Annotated in this window: 19 protein-coding genes and 1 other annotated feature; of the genes, 8 read left to right on the forward strand and 11 right to left on the reverse strand. The window is 65.5% G+C overall.

Going from position 1 to position 21,199, the window contains the following annotated elements; all coding sequences use genetic code 11:
- From B5G43_RS11780 to B5G43_RS11810, 7 genes are all read left to right on the forward strand, one after another.
- The coding region (locus B5G43_RS11780) for an ACT domain-containing protein (protein WP_143382865.1) at window positions 1–486 on the forward strand (486 nt) is incomplete at its 5' end.
- Between the two features lie 66 nt (window positions 487–552).
- Window positions 553–1,761, forward strand: a complete 1,209-nt coding sequence (locus B5G43_RS11785) for an ATP-grasp domain-containing protein (RefSeq protein ID WP_087261616.1) — start codon at window positions 553–555, stop codon at window positions 1,759–1,761.
- Window positions 1,758–2,474 carry an amino acid racemase gene (locus tag B5G43_RS11790; protein ID WP_087261618.1) on the forward strand — a complete coding sequence of 239 codons (717 nt, stop codon included), beginning with the start codon at window positions 1,758–1,760 and terminating at the stop codon, window positions 2,472–2,474. Before B5G43_RS11785 ends, B5G43_RS11790 begins: the two co-directional genes overlap by 4 nt.
- Window positions 2,475–2,489: 15 nt before the next feature.
- Complete coding sequence (gene vanR, locus B5G43_RS11795; RefSeq protein WP_087261620.1) at window positions 2,490–3,179, forward strand: VanR-ABDEGLN family response regulator transcription factor; 690 nt, start codon at window positions 2,490–2,492, stop codon at window positions 3,177–3,179.
- 57 nt (window positions 3,180–3,236) lie between these two features.
- Complete coding sequence (locus B5G43_RS11800; RefSeq protein WP_087261622.1) at window positions 3,237–4,763, forward strand: UDP-N-acetylmuramoyl-L-alanyl-D-glutamate--2,6-diaminopimelate ligase; 1,527 nt, start codon at window positions 3,237–3,239, stop codon at window positions 4,761–4,763.
- Window positions 4,760–5,602 carry a QueG-associated DUF1730 domain-containing protein gene (locus B5G43_RS11805; RefSeq protein WP_242960551.1) on the forward strand — a complete coding sequence of 281 codons (843 nt, stop codon included), beginning with the start codon at window positions 4,760–4,762 and terminating at the stop codon, window positions 5,600–5,602. The genes B5G43_RS11800 and B5G43_RS11805 overlap by 4 nt, the downstream gene beginning before the upstream one ends.
- A gap of 61 nt (window positions 5,603–5,663) precedes the next feature.
- Entirely contained in the window at window positions 5,664–6,092 is a 429-nt protein-coding gene (locus tag B5G43_RS11810) for a CBS domain-containing protein (RefSeq protein ID WP_087261625.1), read from the forward strand.
- A gap of 2 nt (window positions 6,093–6,094) precedes the next feature.
- Here the strand turns inward: B5G43_RS11810 and B5G43_RS11815 are convergent, their stop codons facing one another.
- Window positions 6,095–7,135 (reverse strand): M42 family metallopeptidase, encoded by a 1,041-nt coding sequence (locus tag B5G43_RS11815; protein WP_087261627.1) that lies wholly within the window; start codon window positions 7,133–7,135, stop codon window positions 6,095–6,097.
- Between the two features lie 84 nt (window positions 7,136–7,219).
- Here B5G43_RS11815 and ybaK point away from each other — a divergent pair, with 84 nt between their 5' ends.
- Entirely contained in the window at window positions 7,220–7,696 is a 477-nt protein-coding gene (gene ybaK, locus B5G43_RS11820; protein WP_087261629.1) for a Cys-tRNA(Pro) deacylase, read from the forward strand.
- Between the two features lie 500 nt (window positions 7,697–8,196).
- Here the strand turns inward: ybaK and ileS are convergent, their stop codons facing one another.
- The 10 genes from ileS to mutS form a co-directional block, all read right to left on the reverse strand.
- Complete coding sequence (gene ileS, locus B5G43_RS11825; protein WP_087261631.1) at window positions 8,197–10,992, reverse strand: isoleucine--tRNA ligase; 2,796 nt, start codon at window positions 10,990–10,992, stop codon at window positions 8,197–8,199.
- A 46-nt stretch (window positions 10,993–11,038) separates the two neighbouring features.
- Window positions 11,039–11,305, reverse strand: a complete 267-nt coding sequence (locus B5G43_RS11830; RefSeq protein WP_087261633.1) for a cell division protein SepF — start codon at window positions 11,303–11,305, stop codon at window positions 11,039–11,041.
- Between the two features lie 44 nt (window positions 11,306–11,349).
- Window positions 11,350–11,589: a binding site (T-box leader), on the reverse strand.
- A gap of 52 nt (window positions 11,590–11,641) precedes the next feature.
- On the reverse strand, window positions 11,642–12,409 hold the full coding sequence (locus B5G43_RS11835; RefSeq protein ID WP_087261635.1) for a DivIVA domain-containing protein: 768 nt from the start codon (window positions 12,407–12,409) through the stop codon (window positions 11,642–11,644).
- 62 nt (window positions 12,410–12,471) lie between these two features.
- Entirely contained in the window at window positions 12,472–12,954 is a 483-nt protein-coding gene (locus B5G43_RS11840; protein WP_087261637.1) for a cell division protein SepF, read from the reverse strand.
- Window positions 12,955–13,009: 55 nt separating this feature from the next.
- Window positions 13,010–13,720, reverse strand: a complete 711-nt coding sequence (locus B5G43_RS11845) for a YggS family pyridoxal phosphate-dependent enzyme (protein WP_087261639.1) — start codon at window positions 13,718–13,720, stop codon at window positions 13,010–13,012.
- A gap of 25 nt (window positions 13,721–13,745) precedes the next feature.
- Window positions 13,746–15,017: an HlyD family efflux transporter periplasmic adaptor subunit gene (locus tag B5G43_RS11850; protein WP_087261641.1), complete on the reverse strand. Its 1,272-nt coding sequence runs from the start codon at window positions 15,015–15,017 to the stop codon at window positions 13,746–13,748.
- Between the two features lie 45 nt (window positions 15,018–15,062).
- Window positions 15,063–15,314, reverse strand: coding sequence for an RNA chaperone Hfq (gene hfq / locus B5G43_RS11855; RefSeq protein WP_087261643.1), 252 nt, complete (start codon window positions 15,312–15,314; stop codon window positions 15,063–15,065).
- 121 nt (window positions 15,315–15,435) lie between these two features.
- Window positions 15,436–17,445 (reverse strand): DNA mismatch repair endonuclease MutL, encoded by a 2,010-nt coding sequence (gene mutL / locus B5G43_RS11860; RefSeq protein ID WP_087261645.1) that lies wholly within the window; start codon window positions 17,443–17,445, stop codon window positions 15,436–15,438.
- 25 nt (window positions 17,446–17,470) lie between these two features.
- Window positions 17,471–18,166, reverse strand: a complete 696-nt coding sequence (locus B5G43_RS11865; protein ID WP_087261647.1) for a CPBP family intramembrane glutamic endopeptidase — start codon at window positions 18,164–18,166, stop codon at window positions 17,471–17,473.
- A 36-nt stretch (window positions 18,167–18,202) separates the two neighbouring features.
- Window positions 18,203–20,809 carry a DNA mismatch repair protein MutS gene (gene mutS / locus B5G43_RS11870; protein WP_087261649.1) on the reverse strand — a complete coding sequence of 869 codons (2,607 nt, stop codon included), beginning with the start codon at window positions 20,807–20,809 and terminating at the stop codon, window positions 18,203–18,205.
- Window positions 20,810–21,199 lie beyond the last annotated feature (390 nt).

Here is a 21,199-nt window from a genome sequence, read left to right on the forward strand (position 1 = left end):
GCCCCCAAGGTCCCCCGCCACTCCGACTCCGGCATCGTGGTGGAGGGGCTGGACAACTGCCTCGTGAAATTCGCCAAGTGCTGTACCCCCGTCCCCGGCGACCCCATCGTGGGCTTCATCACCCGGGGCTTCGGCGTGTCGGTCCACCGGGCCGACTGCCCCAACTGCGCCCCTGAGAAGCGCAAGCCCGAGGAGGCCGGACGCTGGGTCAAGGTGTCCTGGGTCACCGACGGCGACCAGCCCACCGCCTACAAAACTTCTCTCTCCATCTCCGCCAAGGACCGGGACGGCCTCACCCTGGACATCGCCATGGCCCTCTCGGTGGTGAAGGTCAAGACCACCAGCCTCTCCGCCCGCTCCATGCCCGACGGCTACGCCGCCGTGTCCATCGTGCTGGAGGTCAAGGACCAGGCCGAGCTCACCTCGGTCATCAACAAGCTGGGGCAGATCCAGGGGGTCTACCAGGTCAAGCGCGCGGCGGGCTAACGACCCCGCCGCGCCGTTGGACTCCCCGTTGGGGAGCCACTTCAAATTGCCATGGAGGCGTTTACAATGGAAAACCGCTTTGTGCCCCTGCTCCTGGGGGCCGACATCAACGTATACAGCATGGCCCGGGCCTTTCACGAGGCCTACGGCGTCAAGACCGTGGCCTATGGCATGTACCCCTCCGGCCCGTGCTTCGGCAGTGATATCATCGACTACCGGGTGTGTGAGCACAACGACGAGCCCGAGGTGGTGCTGGCCAATGTGAAGAAGGTGGCCGCTGAGTTTGCCGACCGCAAGGTGATCCTCCTGGGCTGCGGCGACAACTACCTGACCTCCATCGCCTGCAACCTGCCCAACTTCCCCGAAAACGTCATCGCGCCCTATATTGACCTCTCCCTCATGGAGACTCTCATCCACAAGGAGAAGTTCTACGAGCTGTGTGACAAGTACGGTATCGACCACCCCGCCACCTTCGTCTACAAGAAGGGCATGGGCCACGACTTCACCCTCCCCTTCGACGGCCCCTTCGTGGTGAAGCCCGCCGAGAGTGCCACCTACTGGGACCACCCCTTCGACACCCAGAAGAAGGCCTACGTCCTCCAGACCCGGGAGGAGGTGGACCGGGTGCTGGACGAGATCTACGAGCACGGCTATGAGGACTCCCTCATCATCCAGGACTTCATCCCCGGCGACGACAGCTTCATGCGGGTGGTGACCAACTACTCCGGCGCCGACGGCAAGGTGCGCCTGATGTGCGTGGGCCACGTGCTGCTGGAGGAGCACACCCGCCACGGCATCGGCAACCACGCCGTCATCATCACCGAGCCCGAGCCGGAGCTGTGCGAGCAGCTGCGCCGCTTCCTGGACGACATCGGCTACACCGGCTTCTCCAACTTCGACGTGAAGTACGACCAGCGGGACGGCAAGTTCAAGGTCTTTGAGATCAACACCCGCCAGGGCCGCAGCAACTACTACGTCACCGGCGCGGGCTACAACCTGGCCAAGTACCTGGTGGAGGACCGCATCGAGGGCAAGTCCTGCCCCCTCACCGTCACCAAGAACCGCCACATGTGGTGGGTCATCCCCAAGAGCGTGGCCTACGACTATGTGAACAAGCGCTACCGCCAGGAGATGAAGTCCCTGGAGCAGTCCGGCGCCGTGGTGAATCCCCTCTTCTACAAGGCCGACCACAACCTCATCCACAAGCTGCGCATCATCAAGGACCAGTGGCGCTACAAGCAGCGCTACGCCAGCTCCATGGAGAAGGCGAAATGACGGAACAACGCCTTGGTATTCTGGGCGGCATGGGCCCCCAGGCCACCCAGATCTTCTACCAGCGCATCCTGGACATGACCGACGCCGCCCGGGACCAGGACCACGTGCCCACCCTCATCTGGAGCGACACCCAGATGCCCGACCGCACCGCCGCCATTCTGGGCGGCGGCGAGGGGGCTGAGGCCTGCTATCAGCGGCTTCTGGCCGGCGCGAAGCTCCTGGAGAACGCCGGGTGCACCATCCTGGGCATCCCCTGCAACACCTCCCACTACTTCGCCGACCGGCTCCAGAGCGAACTGAAGTCACTGCGCCTCATCCATATGGTGCGGGAGACCGCCGCCGTCATGGCCCAGAGCGGCTGCCGCCGGGTGGGCATCCTGGCCACCGACGGCACCGTCCAGACCGGCGTGTACCAGCGGGAGTGCGAGGCCCTGGGCCTCGCCTGCCCCGCCCTCCCTGCGGAGGTGCAGAAGCTGGTCATGTCCATCATCTACGACGAGATCAAGCGGGGCGAGACCGGCTCCCGGGAGAAGTTCGCCGTCATCGACCGCTGTCTCCGCCGGGACCTGGGGTGTGACGGGGCCATTCTGGGCTGCACTGAGCTGAGCGTCTACCGCAGCTACCACGGCCTGCCCGGGTACTACCTGGACGCCATGGACGTGCTGGCCCGGCAGTGCATCACCGCCTGCGGCTACCCCCTGCGCATGGTCTGAGAAAGGAGGCCCCCCATGGACGCCCATATCCTGGTGGTGGACGACGAGCCGGAGATCGCCGACCTGGTGGAGGTCTACCTCCAGAGCGAGGGCTTCACCGTCCACACCTGCGGCAGCGGCACCGAGGCCCTGGAGCTGGTGAAGCGCCAGCCCCTGGACCTGGCCATTCTGGACGTGATGCTCCCCGACATCTCCGGCTTCACCCTCTGCGGCGAGATCCGCAAGGAGCACCACTTCCCCGTCCTCATGCTCACCGCCAAGGCCGAGGACACCGACAAGATCACCGGCCTCACCATCGGGGCCGACGACTACATGACCAAGCCCTTTAACCCGCTGGAGCTGGTGGCCCGGGTGAAGGCCCAGCTGCGCCGCTACACCCGCTACAACGAGGTGGACCGGGGCTCCGGGGACGTCCTCGACATCAACGGCCTGGTCATCAACCGGGCCACCCACGAGTGCTGGCTCTACGACCAGCCGCTGGTCCTCACCCCCATCGAGTTCGACATCCTGTGGATGCTGTGCGAGAACCGGGGGCAGGTCATCTCCGCCGAGCGCCTCTTTGAGAGCGTTTGGAAGGAGAAATACCTGGACCGCAACAACACCGTCATGGTCCACATCCGCCGCCTGCGGGAGAAGATGGGGGAGCCGTCCCGCAACCCCCGCTTCATCAAGACCGTCTGGGGCGTGGGCTACAAGATCGACTGAACGCAAGCCGGGGCGCACCGCGTCCCGGTTTTTCCACTCTTTCAGGAGGTATCCGCCATGGAACGACCCATTCTCCCCCTGGGCGACTACTATCAGCTCCTCATCAAGCACGGCCTGCTGGCCAACCAGACCCCGCTGAAGGCCAATCTGGCCCAGCCGGTGGCTCTGGTGTCCTGCGACTCCCAGAAGGTGGTCCCCGGCACCCTCTTTCTCTGCAAGGGCAAGGCGTTCAAGGGCCAGTACCTGGCCCAGGCTCTGGAGCGGGGGGCCTTCGCCTATGTGAGCGAGCAGGTTTACCCCGAGGGGGGCGCCGCCCCCTGCATCCGGGTCACCGACATCCGTGCCGCCATGGGCCTGCTGGCCGACCTGGCCTACGGCCACCCCTCGGGCGGGCTGACCATCACCGGCATCACCGGCACCAAGGGCAAGACCACCGCCGCCTACTATATCAAATCCATCCTGGACGCCTGGCTGGCCACTCAGGGCCACCGCGAGAGCGCCATTTTGTCCACCATCGTCACCGACGACGGCGTGGAGCGCCGCCCCGCCAAGCTCACCACCCCCGAGCCCCTGGACCTCCAGCGCCACCTCTTCCACGCCCGCTCCTCCGGTGCGGACTATGTCACCATGGAGTGCTCCAGCCAGGCCCTCAAGTACGGCCGGGTCATCGGGGTGGACCTTTCCTGCGCCGTATTCCTCAACATCGGGGAGGACCACATCTCCCCCAACGAGCACCCCGACTGGGCGGATTACTTCGCCTCGAAACTGCTCATCTTCCGCCAGGCCCGCACCGCCTGCATCAACCTGGACTGCGACCACGCCCGGGAGGTCCACGACGCCGCTTCCGCATCCTGCGCCCAGGTAGTGACCTTCTCCCAGAAAGACCCCTCCGCCACTGTCTACGCCACCAACGTACACAAGGTGGGGAGCACCACCGCCTTCCACCTGCGCACCCCCTCCTATGAGCGGGACATGGTGCTAGGCATGCCGGGGCTCTTCAACCTGGAGAACGCCCTGGCCGCCGTGGGCGTGGCGGAGCTCTACGGAATCCCCGGCGACATTGTGGCCGACTGTCTCGCCAGAGCCGCCGTCCCCGGCCGCATGGAGCACTATACCTCCGCCAACGGAGAGGTGTCGGTCATTGTGGACTACGCCCACAACGGCATGAGTCTGGAGGCCCTCCTCCGCTCCGCCCGGGCGGAGTACCCGGGACGGGAGCTCACCGTCCTCTTCGGCTGCACCGGCGGCAAGGGCCTAGACCGCCGGGAGGGTATGGGCAACGCCGCCGGAGCCTGGGCCGACCGCATCCTCCTCACCGAGGACGACCCCGGCCCCGAGGAAGTGGTGGACATCTGCGCCGACATTCAGGGCTATCTGGACCACTACGGCAAGGTGGGCACCGTCATCCCCGACCGCCCCGAGGCGGTGTTCCGGGCGGTGCTGGAGTGTCACACCCCGGCGGTGGTGGTGCTGGCGGGCAAGGGCTGTGAGATGGAGCAGAAGCGCAAGAACGGCCCCGAGCCCTGCGTCCCCGACGGCCTGCTGGCCCAGAAGGCCCTGGCCGAGTACGACAAGCGGCAGTGAACCGGGCCTTGCTGGACTCCCTCTTTGCCGCCGGTGGGGCGGCGGACTGGGGGTGGACCTCTTACGAAACGCTTACGCCCCACATGGATGAAAATGCCCGGGAGAAGGCGGAGGCCCTCTGCCCCGGGGCGCAGTGTGTGCTGGTGTGCGCTGTCCCCTACTACGCCGGGGACGCGCCGGGAAACCTCTCCCTCTACGCCCGGGGGAAGGACTACCACCTGGTTTTAGGGGACCTTTTAAATCCCATCTGTGAGGTCCTCCACGAGAAATACCCGGCGTACCGCTTTGTGCCCGGTGTGGACAACTCCCCCCTGCCGGAGCGGGAGGCCGCCTGGGCCGCGGGCATCGGCCTGCGGGGGGAGCACGGACTGGTGATCGTGCCGCCCTACGGCTCCTGGGTCTTTCTGGGCACCATCCTCACCGACCACCCGGCCCCTCCCCCTGACCGCGCCCCCAGTCCCCCCTGTATCCGCTGTGGGAAGTGCCAAAAGGTTTGCCCCGGCGGGGCACTGCGTGGGGAAACTTTTGACCCGGAGCGCTGCCTCTCCCACCTGACCCAGAAAAAGGGGGAGCTGCCCCCGGAGCAGGAAGCCCTTCTGGCGTCCCACCCTCTGGCCTGGGGGTGCGACCTGTGCCAGAAAGTGTGCCCCTACAACGCACACCCAAAAGCCACCGGGGTATCCACCTTCCGGGACGATCTGGTGGAGAACCTGACCGAGGACATGGTGGAGGGCGTCACCAACCGGCAGTTCAAGGAGCGCTACGGCGATCGGGCCTTTGCCTGGCGGGGCCCGGCGGTGATCCGGCGCAATCTGGCCCTCCAAACTTCCAAAAACTAGAATAAACGCCGCCCCTTCCGGGGATACTCAGGTATCCACACGGAAAGGGCGGCGTTTTGCGATGCTGGTAAAAGACCTGATGACCTCCCCCATTGTCACCATCACCCCCATGGAGAGCGCGGCGCTGGCCGCCCGGCTCCTGTCCCGGTACGACCTGGGGGTGCTGCCAGTGTGTCAGAACGACGGGCGGCTGCGGGGCGTGGTCACCGACCGGGATCTGGTGCTCCGCTGTCTGGCCCCGGGTGAAAATCCGGAGCGGCTCCCGGTGGGGGACATCATGACCCGCAACTGCGCCTGGGTCTCCCCCGGCGCCGACGTGCAGGAGGCCGCCCGGGTGATGGCGGCGGCCCAGGTGCGGCGGCTGCCGGTGGTGGAGGGCAGCAAGGTGGTGGGGATGCTGTCCCTCAGCGACCTGGCCCGCAGCCGGGGCTTTGAGATGGAAGCCGGTGAGGCCTTAGGGGAGATCACCCGGCGCGTCAAGGAGGGCTGAACTTACTGGAAGTCCAGATACCGCTCCACCAGCGCCAGGGTGCCCAGCAGGGCGTCCTGATGGGTACGCTCCATGCCGTGAGAGGCCTGGACGCCGGGACCAATGAGGGCGGCGGGCACATCCAGGCCGGCCTTCCAGGCCACCGCCGCATCGGAGGAGTAGTGGGGGTACACGTCCAGCACGGCGGGGATGTCGTTCTCCTTGGCCAGCTTGGAGAGGCGGGTCACCATGTCGTAGTCGAAGGGACCGGCGCTGTCGGCGGCACAGATGGAGACGTGGTACTCGTCGCAGTTGAGGTCGGCCCCCACGCAGCCCATGTCCACCGCCAGCAGCTCGCTGAGCTCCGGGGAGAAGGTGGCTCCGCCGTGGCCCTGCTCCTCGTAGACGGTCAAGGTGATCTCCACATTGTAAGCCGGGCGCTTCTTCTGCTCAGCGGCCCAGCGCAGCAGGGTGAGGAGCACGGCGGCGCTCCCCTTGTCGTCGATGAAGCGGGACTTCAGGAAGCCGCTGCGGGTGAACTTGGTCTTGGCGTCGTAGCAGATGTAGTCCCCCACCTCGATGCCCAGGGCCCGCACATCCTCGGCGGTGAACACCTTCTCGTCCAGGCGGACGTACATATTCTCCACATCCCGGGCCCGGGTGGAGGCGTCGTCAAAGACGTGGGCCGCCGGGGAGAGGGAGAGGACGGTGCCGCTGTAAGAGCGGCCGTCCCGGGTGTAGATGGTGCAGTATTCGCCGTCCAGGCTGGGAAGGACCGGCCCGCCGATCTTGCGGAAGAGCAGTTCGCCCTTGGCGGTGATGGAGCGGACCATCAGGCCCAGGGTGTCCACATGGGCACACACGCCCACGGTGCGGCTGCTGTCGCGGCCGGGCACCAGGATAGTGAGGTTGCCCTTGCGGCTGCGGCGGGTCTCGTAGTTCATCGAATGGGCCAGGCCCTCCGCCAGGTCGATCACATGGCGGGTGTAGCCGCTGGGGCTGTCGGCCCCCAGCAGGAGGCGGGCGTAGTCTCTCAGGGCGGGAACGTAAGGACGGAAGTCCATTGAAATCACTCCAGTTCTGTGGTAAGGTAGTTCCGTCAAACAGGATAGCCCTTTTTGGGCAAAAAAGCAAGGAAGCGATGTACCATGGCACAGGAAAAAACCAACGTGATGCGCCTGCTGGGCCAGAAGAAGGTGGCCTTCACCCGCCACTACTACGCCTGTCCCGACGGCGCGGTGGACGGCCGCAGCGTGGCGGCTCTCATTGATCTGCCCCCGGAGCGGGTGTTCAAGACCCTGGTGACCCGGGGCGCAGGCAAGCAATATTATGTGTTCGTCATCCCCGTCACCGGGGAGCTGGACCTGAAGGCCGCCGCCAAGGCGGTGGGCGAGAAGTCCATCGAGATGATCCGGCAGGCGGAGCTCCTGCCCCTGACCGGATACGTCCACGGCGGGTGCTCCCCCCTGGGGATGAAAAAGCAGTTCAAGACGGTGCTGGACGAGAGCGCCCGGGACCTGGAGACCATGGTAGTCAGCGCCGGAAAGATCGGCGCCCAGGTGGAGCTCTCCCCCGCCGATCTGGCCAATCTGTGCCGGGCGGAATTTGCGCCAGTAAGCAAATAAGAAACGACCCCCGCGGTTTCCGGCAGGACCGCGGGGGTTTCCTTTTCCGCGGGCCTCGGATGGATGTGCTCGCCGCACGGGCCGCCTGCTCGGCGGGAGCACCGCTTTCTTTGCAAAGAAAGCGGTGAGAAAGAAAGCCCAGAGGGGGGATACCCCCCTCTGGACTCCCCCAAAGCGCATCCCGGCTTTCATTCCGCTGCGGCGGTGTTTCCAAGGCATGGCGTGGCCAATTCCGGGCTTTCCGCCTATCCGGAAAGCGTTGTACCCTGCCAATATGGGGCGGCCCCCGAAAAGGCCGCCCTTTTGGAGGGGAGTGGAGAGGGGAACGAGAAGTTCCCCTCTCCGCCTTTTCTTTCCCCGGTTTCTTTTCCGCGAAAAGAAATCGGGCCCCCGCTGGGTAAGCGGCCCGCCCGGCGAGGGCGAATCCCCCGGGCTACCCAGGAAATACACGCAAAAAGAGAGGACGCCGTCTCCGGCATCCTCTCTTTGGTGTTATAGGGTTACTGCCCCACCACAGCGGCGCAGCGGTCGCACAGCTCGGCGTGGTGGCCCTCGGTACCAATGGAATCGCAGTGGTTCCAGCAGCGGGGGCACTTGGGCGCCTCGGACAGCTTCACGGCGATGGTGCAGGGGATGAGGGCATCCTCGTTCTTCTCCCCTTCCACCGCGTTGGTGGTGACGGTGACCTTGGACACGATGCACAGGCTGGCCAGGTCCACGCCCTCCAGGAAGGCGGCGTCCTCGGCGGACACAGACACGGTGACCTCGGTGTCCTGGGCCTTCTTGAACACGCCGGCGTTGCGGGCGTTCTCCAGAGCCTTGTTCACCGCGTCGCGCAGGGAGATAAGCTTCTCCCAGCGGGCCTTCGCGTCCTCGCCCAGGGCGTAGGCAGCGTTGTCGGAGGGCATGTCGTTCAGCAGGACGCTCTCGGCGTCCACGCCGGCGGCATGCTTCATGGCGTGCCAGATCTCGTCGGAGGTGAAGGCCAGGATGGGGGCGATGAGGCGGGTCATGCCATCCAGGATGTGGTACAGGGCGGTCTGGGCGGAGCGGCGCTCGGCCTCGGCGCCGCAGTACAGCCGGTCCTTGATGATGTCCAGATAGAAGTTGGACATGTCGATGACGCAGAAGTTGTACACGGCGCGGTACACCCCGTGGAACTCGTAGCGGTCATAGGCGGCGCGGACGTTCTTCACCAGCTCGTTGAGGGCGTGGAGGGCGTAGCGGTCCAGCTCCATCAGGTTCTCCAGGGCCACGGCGTCGGTGTCGGGGTTGAAGTCGCAGAGGTTGCCCAGCATGTAGCGGGCGGTGTTGCGGATCTTCAGGTAGGCCTGGGACAGCTGCTTCATGATGTCCTTGGAGATGCGCATGTCCTGGGTGTAGTCGGCGGAGGCCACCCACAGGCGCAGCATGTCGGCGCCGTAGTCCTTGATGACCTCATCGGGGGCCACAGCGTTGCCCAGGGACTTGTGCATGGCCTTGCCCTCGCCGTCCACGGTCCAGCCGTGGGTGGCGATCTGCTTGTAGGGTGCCACGCCGTTGACGGCGATGGAGGTCAGCATGGAGGACTGGAACCAGCCGCGGTACTGGTCGCCGCCCTCCAGATAGAGGTCGGCGGGATACTTCAGGTAGGGACGCTCAGCGGCGACAGCGGCCCAGGTGGAGCCGGAGTCGAACCACACGTCCATGATGTCGGTCTCCTTGGTGAAGTGGGTCTTGCCGCACTTGGGGCACACGAAGCCCTGGGGCAGCAGGTCCTTGGCCTCACGGTCGAACCACACGTTGGAGCCGTGCTCCCGGAAGAGCTCAGCCACATGGGCGATGGTCTCGGGGGTCACGATATCGGCGCCGCAGTCCTCGCAGTAGAAGATGGGAATGGGCACGCCCCACACGCGCTGACGGGAGATGCACCAGTCGTTGCGCTCGGAGATCATGGAGATCATGCGCTCCTTGCCCCAGCCGGGATGCCACTGGATCTCGTCACAGGACTTGACGGCGGCGTCCTTGATGGCCTCCACGGAGCAGAACCACTGCTCGGTGGCGCGGTAGATGATGGGGTGCTTGCAGCGCCAGCAGTGGGGGTAGGAGTGGGTGATCTGCTCCTTTGCGACCAGGAAGCCCTCCTTCTCCAGGTCCTCCACCACCATGTCGTTGCCCTTGGCGTAGAACTGGCCGTTGTAGCGCTCGTCAGTCATGACGCCCTTGGCGTTGACGGGCACGGGCACGCCGATGTGGGTCAGGCCCGCCTTGTCGTACTGCTGGCAGATCTGGAAGTCCTCGGCGCCGAAGCCGGGGGCGGTGTGGACGCAGCCGGAGCCGGCGTCCAGGGTAACGTGCTCGCCGTTGAGGATGACGCTCTCCCGGTCGAAGAGGGGGTGCTTGGCGGTCATCAGCTCGAACTCAGAACCCTTCAGCTCGGCCAGCACCTTGCAGGCCTCAAAGTCGATGTGGGCGGCCTTGCAGACGCTCTCGGCCAGGTCCTTGGCCAGGACGTACACGTCGCCGGAGGGCACCTGGAGGAGCACATAGTCGAAGTCGGCGTTCAGGCAGATGGCGAAGTTGCCGGGGATGGTCCAGGGGGTGGTGGTCCAGATCACGAAGTAGACCTTGGAGAGGTCGGCGTACTGGCCCAGCTTGCCCTTGTCGTCCCGGACGGGGAATTTGACGAAGATGGTGGTACAGGGGTCGTCGGCGTACTCGATCTCGGCCTCGGCCAGAGCGGTCTGGTCGTGGGGGCACCAGTAGACCGGCTTCATGCCCTTGTAGATGAGGCCCTTCTCGGCCATCTTGCCAAAGACCTCGATCTGCTTGGCCTCAAACTCGGGCAGCAGGGTGATATAGGGGTTGTCCCACTCGCCCAGGACGCCCAGGCGCTGGAACTGGCCGGTCATCTTGGCGATGTAGCTCTCGGCATACTCCCGGCACTTGGTGCGGAACTGAGCGGTGGTCATCTCCTCCCGCTTCACGTTCTTGTCCTTCAGGACGGCGGACTCGATGGGCAGGCCGTGGGTGTCCCAGCCGGGGACGTAGGGGGCGCAGAAGCCCGTCATGTTCTTCTCTTTGACGATGATGTCCTTGAGGATCTTATTGAGGGCGGTGCCGATGTGGATGTTGCCGTTGGCGTAGGGAGGGCCGTCGTGCAGCACGAAGGTGGGCTTGCCCTCGTTGCGCTTGACCATCTTGTTGTACAGGTCGTGGTCGTACATCTCCTTGAGCATGTCCGGCTCACGCTTGGGCAGACCTGCCCGCATGGGGAAGTCGGTCTGGGGCAGGTGGACAGTCTGGTTGTAGTCCATGGGTTGTTCCTCCAAACATAAGAATTGATGAATCTCAGGGGCCGGATCAATCCTCCGGCGGGGTGATCAGAAAGTGGTCCATGGTGAGTCTGCGGATCCTCCCCCCGGCCAGAAAGACTGCGCCGCACAGGAAATCCACGATACGCCGGGAGATCTCGCTGGGCATGTCCTCCACGCTCAGCACAAAGGGCTCCTCCTTCCGCACCCACTGGATCAGCTCCGGGGCGTCGGAAAAGCTCTCCGCCTGATACCGGGGCAGATCGGCCACATCCTCCAGGGTAAGGGGCTCCTCCCAGTCCAGATTCTCTTCCATCGCGTCTCCTTTCGATACGAAAAAACGCCTTTGTCTCCTGTCAAACAAGAGACAAAGGCGCTTCTAGTCCTCTGCGGTACCACTCTTTTTGCCGCCGGGGGCGGCCACTCAGCCCGTGCAGACGCACGGAGGCGGGATAACGGCCGCTGCCCGTCCCCGCTTACTGTTTGGTTCAGCGGGCCGCTCCAAGGCGATCTTCCCGCCGCGCTGCTCTCCGCCTTACACCAAACGGCGGCTCTCTGGGCAGCAAACGCGGCGCTACTGGTCCTCTTCTGCGCGTTTGGATATTGAAAACGCTACTATCTTATCCGTTTTCCCCGCTCCTGTCAAGGGGGCTCACTTGATTTCGTAGTCCCGGCCGAACTGGAGGTTGGAAAAGTCGATGCGCTTGGTGGGGGCGGTGTCGTCCTCCTCCTCCGCAGGCTCCTCGGCCTCCGGGCGCTCGATGGGCTGGCGGGAGGGGCGCTTGTGGCGCTCGCCCTCAGCGGGGTTCATGTTCAGCTCCATGAGCTCGGCATAGAGCCCGCCGTCCGACTTGTCCTCCACCGGCACCTCGATGGTGATGGTGTCGGCGGTGAGATCGGGCTCCTCCGCCTTGGGGGCGGGCTGCTCCGGCTGGGCGGTCTGGACCGGCTCCTCCGCCGCCACGGGGGCGGTGAACTGGTCCAGGCTGCGGAGATAGTCCATCTCGTGCTGGTAGAGCTCCTTGAGCTTGGCCACATAGGCGGCCGTGGCCTTGCGGGCGGCCTCCAGCCGGCCCTCCTCGTTGGCCACCTCCTGGACGAGCTGGTTGCGGCGGGTGCGGACCTCGGCGTCCACCGTCTGGAGCATGGTGTTGCGCTTCTGCTCGGCCTCAGCCACCATCTCGTCGGCCATCCGCTGGGCGGTGAGCAGGGCCTTGCGCATGGCGTCCTCAGTGGAGCGGTACTCCTCCACCTTGTCCACCAGCACCTTCATCTTGCTCTTCAGGACAGCGTTTTCCTTATAGAGCGCGGTATAATCCTCGGTGAGCAAATCCAGGAATTCGTCCACCATGGCCATATTGTAGCCGCCGAAGGACGCCTTGGCAAAGGCGTGCTCGGAGACTTCCTGAGGAGTCATCATAAGTCAAAACCCCGTTTCTCTCCCGTGCGTTCCGCCCGGTCTTTTGTTTCAAACTGGAGCGCTTAGAAGTAGAGCCCGTTGTTCTCCAGTTCGTCGATGAGATCCCCCAAGATATCCACGTTGTAGGGGGTGATGATGTAGGTGGAGATGGCCACCTTCTTGATCTTGCCCTCGTTGGCGTAGGCCACGCCGGAGAGGAAGTCCAGCAGGCGCCGGGCAATGTCCTTGTTGGTCTGCTCCAGGTTGAGCACCACGGTGCGCTTCTCCCGCAGGTGGTCGGCGATCTCGGCGGCGTTCTCGAAGCGGTCGGGCTTCACCAGCACCACCTGCAGCTGAGTGGTGGTGTGGATGTTGACCACCTTGTTGCTGCGGCGCTCCGGCTCCATGTTGAAGGAGGCGGGCTCCTTCTTGGCCGGGCTCTTGCGGTCGTTGTAGTCGTCGCGGCGGCTGCTGCGGCTGTCTTCGAAGTCGTCTTCGTAATCGTCCATATCCTCTTCGTCCTCATAAGGACGGGCCAGGCGCTTGAGTTCATCCATAAGTCCCATAAAAAACCGTTCCTCCTGATTTATTTCCGACGGGCCGCCGGCCCAGGGATACCGCTTAGTGAGGCGCTCCCATGGGCGGCCGGGGGCCGAAGAGCGCTGTACCCACCCGGACCAGCGTGGCGCCTTCCCGGACGGCGTCCATATAATCGCCGCTCATACCCATGGAGAGAGAATCCATAGCAGAACTATTATCGTCCATTTTCCCCTTTATGTCAACAAAAAGCTGTTTCATCTCGGCAAAAAAGGGGCGATTCTCCCCCGGCGCATGGGCAGCGGGCGGGATGGCCATGAGCCCCCGCAGGCGCACATGCGGAAGCACAGCGGCCTTCTGGGCCAGGGCAAACAGGTCCTCGGGGGCCACGCCGCTCTTGCTTTCCTCGCCGCCCACGTTGACCTCCAGCAGGATATCCTGCACCACGCCGATCTTTTCCGCCTGGCGCTCAATGGCCTCCAGCAGGTGCTCCGACCCCACCGACTCGATGAGGTCCACCTTGCCCACCACGAACTTCACCTTGTTGGTCTGCAAATGGCCGATGAAGTGGAGGGCGGCGCCGGCATAGGCGTCGTCGCCCAGGTGGGCGGTCATCTCCTGCACCCGGTTCTCACCGCACACCGTGATGCCGGCGGCGATGGCTTCCCGGATGGTGTCCGAGGTCTGGACCTTCGTGGCCGCCACCAGGGTGATTTCTCCGGGGTCCCGGCCCACCTCACGGGCGGCCTGGGCGATGTTCTCCCGCACCTTCTGGATGTTCTCTGCCAAAGACATGATACGCACCTCTCTCTGTCTGCTTCTAGTCTACGACCATACCGTCGAAGATCTCGTCGCCGGCGATGACCACCTGGTCCCCGGCGCGGAGGATGGTCTTGGCCGAGGAGGAATCCTCCACCGGCGCGACCACACAGTAGTCGTCCCGGCGGGCCAGGATCTCCACGGGCTTGAACTCATACTGCATGCCCACCACAGCGTAGACGCCCACGGTCTGCACGGTACTCTCGTTTCCGTCCTCATCGGTGACGGTCTGCTCCAGGGTGCGGATGGCGCCGCTGGGGACCCGCAGGCCCTCCTGGGAACTAAAGACCAGCTCCACCGTCTGGCGGCGCAGCAGGGTGGTCTCCGACAGGAAGCGGTCGGTGGAGAAGATCACCACGCATTCGCCGTCCACCGGCGCGCCCACGCGCTCCACCTTCATGTCCACCTCGCCGGACCAGTCCCGGGAGAAGCGCACTTCCACACTCTTGCCCTCGGTGAGGCGGTTGGCCTCCTCCTCGGTGAGGACGCAGGCAAAGCGCCAGGTGGCGTCGGTGATGAGCTTGCCCACTGCGCCGCTCTGGGCGGTGACGGTCTGGGTGCCCACGGCCTTGAGCTGGGCGGGGGTCATGGCCTCCACCGCCTCCGGGGTGAGGATGGACTCATAGCCGTCCACCAGGCCAGAGAAGGTGCCCGGCTGGCTCACCGTCACCCGGGTGGTGTCCGCCCCCGCCTGGGTGGTGAGGGCGGAGATCTGGGCGTTGACGCTGTCCAGCTGGCTCTGCAGCGCGGCGGTGTCGCCGCCCTCATAGGCGCTGGAGCGCTGGTAGATGAGGCTGCGCAGCTCCAGGGTCTGGTCCTCCAGCCGGGTCAGGTCGCCGTTGGCGGCGGAGGAGCGCAGGTCCACGATGGCGTCGATGATGTCCTCGTTGAGCCGCGCGTTGTCGCTGACGGTATTGGTGGCGGTGAGGGCGTACTGAAGCTGTGTCCGCTCCTCCTCCAGGGTCTGGAGCTGGGCCTGACGCTGGGCGGCGTCGGCGCTGGAGTACAGCAGGGCCACGGTGGCGCCGCTGGCCACCTTCTCCCCCTCGTTGTAGAGCTGCTCCACCACGGCGGCGCCGCCGCCCTGGATGACCTGCTCCTCCCGCACCAGAAAGCCGGTGACCTCCATGGTCTCCTCCACCGTAGTGGCGTAACAGGTGGCCAGCGTGTAGGGATCGGTGAGCCCCTTCCAGACCGTGACTCCCAGATAGAGGAGCACCGCCCCGAAGAGCACCAGCATCATCACCCGGTTGAGAACCTCGCCTTGCTTCATTCGCATTCCTCCGCCCGCCTGGGGCCTCCGCCGCCCCTCCACCGGCTAGCGCCCGGCGTCCTCCCCGGCGGAACGTCCGCTGTCCAGGGAGATGGCCCGCTCGGGCACGATGGTGGAGATGGCGTGCTTGTATATGACCTGCTGCTTGCTCTCGCTGTGTACCACCACCACGAAGGCGTCAAAGCCGGTGATCTGGCCCCGGATCTGGTATCCGTTCACCAGAAATACCGTCACATTGGCGCGGGTGCTCCGGGCGCGGAGCAGGAAGAGGTCCTGAAGGTTGTTGATCTTTTGCATAGAGCTGCACTCCTTTTCTTTCTAAGGCCGGCACGTGTCCGGCCCAGGGATGGCTCTATGCTAACCAATAATTTCCATTTATGCCCGTGAAATCGGTCGAGCCGGGGAAATTTTTTGCCCCTCAGGCCCGCTTGAACTGCTTTTCCAGCTCCTTGCGCTTCAGCTCGATGGCCACCGGGCGGCCGTGGGGGCAGTATTTCACCTCGCCCCGCATCACGGCTCCGGCCACTTTTTCCAGCTCCTGGGGGCCGTTCTTCTGGCCCCCCTTGATGGCCGCCTTGCAGGCCATGGTGTGCATCAGGGCGTCCCGGGCCGCCGCCGGGTCGGCCCGGCCGGTGGTGAGCAGCTCCCCGGCCAGGGAGGTGAGGGTGGGCTGGATGTCCCCGGTGTCCAGGTAGTCCGGGCACTGGCGGACGATGAGGCTGCCGCCCCCGAAGTCCTCCACCTCAAAGCCGAAGCGCCCCAGCAGGGGCAGGTTCTCCAGCAGAATGGCTCCCTCCTCGGCGGTGGGGGTGAAGATCACCGGGGTGAGCAGCATCTGGCACATGGGGGTGTACCCCTCGGCCTTGAGCTTGTCGAAATTCATCCGCTCGTGGGCAGCGTGCTTGTCGATGAGGAGGACCTTGTCCCCCTGCTCCACGATGATGTAGGTGTCAAAGACCTCTCCGGCCACGCGCCAGGGCTCCGGCTCGGGGGTGGGGTCGGGTTCCGACACGGGGACCGGCACAGGCTCCGGCTCCGGCATCGTCTGGGGCTTGGGTTCCGGCACAGGGGCAGCTTGTTCCGGCGGACGGACCGGCTCGGTCCGCACAGGGACACGCACTTCGGTCCGTACCGGCTGGGAGATGGACTTCTCCACCCGCTCTGCCGGGCGGGACACCGCCGGAGGGGGCACCGGGGGCGTCTGAATGTTCGCCGGGCGCTCCGCCGTCCGGGGGACGGTGAAGTCCCGGAGCGGCGCCCGCCCCAGCCGCTCCAGGGCGGACAAGCCGGGCCGAACAGGCTGCTTTTTGGCGGCGGGTTTCGTCTCCGTCTCCGCCATAGCGCGGTACTGCTCCGCCGTCATGGTGCGGAAGGCGGTCTGGTTGGGGGTGACGGTGTCGTGGGCTTTCGGCTTCTCCAGCACCGCCGCCGGGCGCTGCCGGTCCCCCTCCAGGGCGGAGCGGACGGCGTAGTAGACGGTATCAAAGACCCGCTTGTCGCTGCCGAACTTGACCTCCTGCTTGGTGGGGTGGACGTTCACGTCCACGGCGTTGAGCTTGGTGGTCAGGTGGAGGACGCAGGCGGGGAACTTGCCCACCATCTTCTGGTTGGCGTAGGCCTCCTCCAGGGCGGCCATCATGGTACGGGATTTCACATAGCGGCCGTTGACGAAGAAGTGCTGTCCCCCCCGGCTGCCCCGGCAGCAGGTGGGCCGGGAGGTGAAGCCGGTGACCTTCATCTCCTCGCCGGAGCCGGACACCGGCAGCAGGCCCAGCGCGGTCTCCCGCCCTAAAACGGCGTACACCGCGCTCTCCAGGGAGCCGTCCCCGGGGGTGTGCATCTCCTGCTTGCCGTCCCGGAGGAATTTTACGCTGACCTCCGGGTGGGAGAGGGCCTCCCGCTGCACGGCGGCGTAGACCGCCGCGCCCTCGGCGCTGTCCTTCTTCATGAATTTCAGCCGGGCCGGGGTGTTGTAAAAGAGGTCCCGCACCACCATGGTGGTGCCCGCCGGGCACCCGGCCTCCTCCTTGGAGACCACCACGCCCCCCTCCAGCTCCAGAGACACTCCCATGGGCCGGTCGGGCAGGCGGGTCAGCAGGTCCACCCGGGACACCGCCGCGATGGCGGCCAGAGCCTCCCCCCGGAAGCCCAGGGTGCCGATGGCCTCCAGGTCATACTCGGTGCGGATCTTGCTGGTGGCGTGGCGGAGGAAGGCGGTCTCCACCTCCTCGGGGGCGATGCCGCAGCCGTTGTCCGTGACCCGGATGAGGGTCATACCGCCGTTCTGGATCTCCACCGTCACGGCGGAGGCTCCGGCGTCAATGGCGTTTTCCAGCAGCTCCTTGGCCACCGAGGCGGGGCGCTCCACCACCTCGCCGGCGGCGATCAGGTCGGCCAGATGGGCGTCCAGGGTCTGAATGTGAGGCATAGGGTCACCGTCTTTCTAACGTCCGTCAGGACAGGATACGAAACAGGGTCAGGCCGTTGACGGCCATGTGGAGGAAGATGGCGGCCCACACCGAGCCGCCCTGGTCGTAGCACCAGGTCAGGGCCAGACCGGCGGGCAGATACCGCACCGCCAGCAGGAGATACCGCAGGTCCACCATGCCGTAGGAGAAGGCGAACTGCCACACGCTGTACAGCGCGAAGGGCACCACCGACAGCACCCAGGCCAGGGCGCGGCTATACCGCCGGGTGCCGCCGTAGAAGAAGCCCCGGAAGAGCATCTCCTCCACCACCGGCATGAGCACCACCACGATGACCACCGTAGCCGTCGGGGACAGGAGGTACTCCAGGCGGTAGGTCATCTCATTGGGGTCGGTCACCGGCAGGGGGATGAGGCGGACCAGAAAGTCCAGCACCACCCAGCCCACGAGCGCGGCGGCGAAGGCGGTCAGATTCTCCGGCAGGCGGTCCAGGAGCCGGAGAAAATCCCGGTGCAGGAAGCCCCAGAACAGCAGAAACACCAGCAGCACGGCGATGAGGTAGTACACCACGCTGGCCTCCGCCACGGGGAGCTCCGCCCCCGCGGCGGTCTGCACCCAGCCCATGGCCAGGGGAAAAATGAAAAAGTAGACCACACACAGCACGGCGGCGCGGATGAGCTCCGCCGTGGTCAGCGGCGCCTGCCAGATACGGCGCGGGTACATAGGCACTTCCTCCTTTGGAGACGGTGCGGGCTCGTTTTAGAGCATTTGCTTGAGCTCGTAGACCAGATTCATGGCTTCGATGGGGGTGAGGGTGTTCACGTCCACCCGGCGCAGGCGCTCCGCCGCCTGGATCGCCCCCAGGTCGCCCAGGCTCATCTGCCCGGCGTCGGCGGCAGGGGCGGCCGCGGCGGGCGCGGCGGCGGGGGCGCTCCCCTCCTCCAGCTCCTGCAGGATGGCCCGGGCCCGCTTGATGACCTTGTCCGGCACCCCGGCCAGCTTGGCCACCTCGATGCCGTAGCTCTGGTCCGCCCCGCCCCGGACGATCTTGCGCAGGAAGAGGACGTCATCCTTCTTCTTTTTGGCGGCGATGTTGTAGTTCTCCACCCCGGGGATGACCCCCTCCAGGGCGGTGAGCTCGTGGTAGTGGGTGGCAAAGAGGGTCTTGGCCCCCAGCTTCTTCTTATCGGCGCAGTACTCCAGCACCGCCCGGGCGATGGCCATGCCGTCGTAGGTGGAGGTGCCCCGGCCGATCTCGTCCAGGATGAGGAGGCTCTTCCGGGTGGCGTTTTTCAGAAGCTCGGCCACTTCCGTCATCTCCACCATGAAGGTGGACTGTCCGGCGGACAGGTCGTCGCTGGCGCCGATGCGGGTGAACACCCGGTCCACCACGCCGATGTGGGCGTATTTCGCCGGGACAAAGGAACCCATCTGGGCCATGAGGACGATGAGGGCCACCTGGCGCATGTAGGTGGACTTACCGGCCATATTGGGGCCGGTGATGATGGCCACGGTGTGCTCCCCGCCGTCCAGGTGGGCGTCGTTGGGGACAAAGAGGCTCCCTTTCAGCATCTTCTCCACCACCGGGTGACGGCCCTCGGTGATCTCCACCGTGTCGGACAGATCCACCTCCGGGCGGCAGTAGCCGTTCTCGGCGGCCACGGCGGCGAAGGAGGTGAGCACGTCCACCTGGGCCACAGCGGCGGCGGAGCGCTGGATCTCTCCCACCTTGGCGGCGGCCTCCTCCCGGATGGAGCAGAAGAGCTCATATTCCAGAGAGGTGATGCGGTCCTGGGCGGTGAGGATCTCGTGCTCCAGGTCCTTCAGCTCCTGGGTGATGTAGCGCTCGCAGTTGACCAGGGTCTGCTTGCGGATGTAGTCCGCGGGCACCTGGTCGTAATAGGTCTTGGACACCTCGATGTAGTAGCCAAAGACCTTGTTATAGCCCACTTTCAGGCTCTTGATGCCGGTTTTTTCCTTCTCCCGGGCCTCGATGGCGGCCACCATGTCCTTGCCGCCGTTGAGGATGCCCCGCAGGCGGTCCACCTCCGGGTCGTAGCCGTCCCGGATGAAGCCGCCCTCCCGCACGGAGAAGGGGGGCTCGTCCACGATGCCCCGGACGATGAGGTCCCGCAGGTCGGCCAGGTCGTCCAGTTCCCCCTGGAGGGTACGCAGGAGGGGGCTGTCCAGCCCGTCCAGCGCCTCCCGCAGGGCGGGGAGCTTGCCCAGGCCGGTCCCCAGGGCCACCAGGTCCCGGCCGCCGGCGGTGCCGTAGACGATGCGCCCGATGAGGCGCTCCAGGTCGGTGATCTCCCGCAGGAGCAAAATCAGCTCGTCCCGCCGGATGGAGGCCCCCACCAGGGCCTCCACCGCCCCCAGCCGCCGCTCGATGGCCGCCGGGGACAGGAGGGGCCGCTCCATCCAGGTGCGGATGAGGCGGCGGCCCATGGCCGTGCGGGTCTTGTCCAGCACCCAGAGGAGGCTCCCTTTCTTCTCTTTGCTCCGCAGAGTCTCGGTAAGCTCCAGGTTCCGCCGGGCGGTGAGGTCCAGCTCCATGTACTGCCCGGAGGTGAACCACCGCAGGGTGGAGAGGTGGGAGAGGTCGGTCTTTTGGGTCTCGTAGAGGTAGGCCAGAAGGCCCCCCACCGCCCGGAGGGCGTGGCCGTCCTCCCCGCCGGTGGGGGCGTTCTCGCCGGTGAACTGGCGGTGGACGGTCTCCAGGGCGGCTTCCGCGTCAAAGCGGTCCTCCCCGCCGTTCTCGCACCGGCACTCCAGCCGGTCCCGCAGGAAGGACACCAGCGCGCCGTCCTCATAGGCGCCCGCGGACAGCAGGGCCTCCCGGGGGGAGAAGCGCCCCAGCTCGTTCTGGAGGTGCTCGGCGGCGTCCGGGCCGTGGAAGGCGGCGGCGGAGATCTCGCCGGTGGAGATGTCGCACAGGCACAGGCCGGTGCCGTCCCCGTCCTCATAGATGGAACAGATAAAGTTGTTTCTCCCCTCGTCCAGCATGGAGGAGGCGATCACGGTACCCGGGGTGACGATGCGGATGATGTCCCGGTCCACCAGGCCCTTGGCGGTGGCGGGGTCCTCCATCTGCTCGCAGATGGCCACCTTGTACCCCCGGGAGATGAGCCGGGCGATATAGGCGTCGGCGGAGTGGTAGGGCACGCCGCACATGGGGGTGCGCTCCTCCTCTGGCTTGCCCCGGTCCCGGCTGGTCAGGGTCAGCTCCAGCTCCTTGGACACCAGCTTGGCGTCCTCGTTGAACATCTCATAAAAATCCCCCAGCCGGAAAAAGAGGATGCAGTCCGGGTGGGCTTCCTTCATGGCGATGTACTGGCGCATCATGGGCGTGGTGTCTGCTGGCATGGTGTCTGACTCCTTTTCTCTCATTCTTTGTCCTGACCGGAAGCCCGGTGGGGTTGCCCTCGCCGGGCGGGCGTCCTGCCCGGACAGGGCACCGCTTTCTTTGCAAAGAAAGCGGTGGGAAAGAAAGCCCAGAGGGGGGATACCCCCCTCTGGACTCCCCCAAAACGCTCCCCGGCCTCCATCCGGCTGCGGAGGGATTTCATTACCCTGGCGTGGCCAATTCCAGGCTTTCCGCCTATCCGGAAAGCGTTGTACCCTGCCAATATGGGGCGGCCCCCCAAAAGGCCGCCCTTTTGGAGGGGAGTGGAGAGGGGAACGAGAAGTTCCCCTCTCCGCCTTTTCTTTCCCCGGTTTCTTTTCCGCGAAAAGAAATCGGGCGCTGTCCGCGCA

The sequence above is a fragment of the Flavonifractor sp. An92 genome (genome assembly GCF_002159175.1).
Lineage (GTDB): Bacteria > Bacillota > Clostridia > Oscillospirales > Oscillospiraceae > Pseudoflavonifractor_A.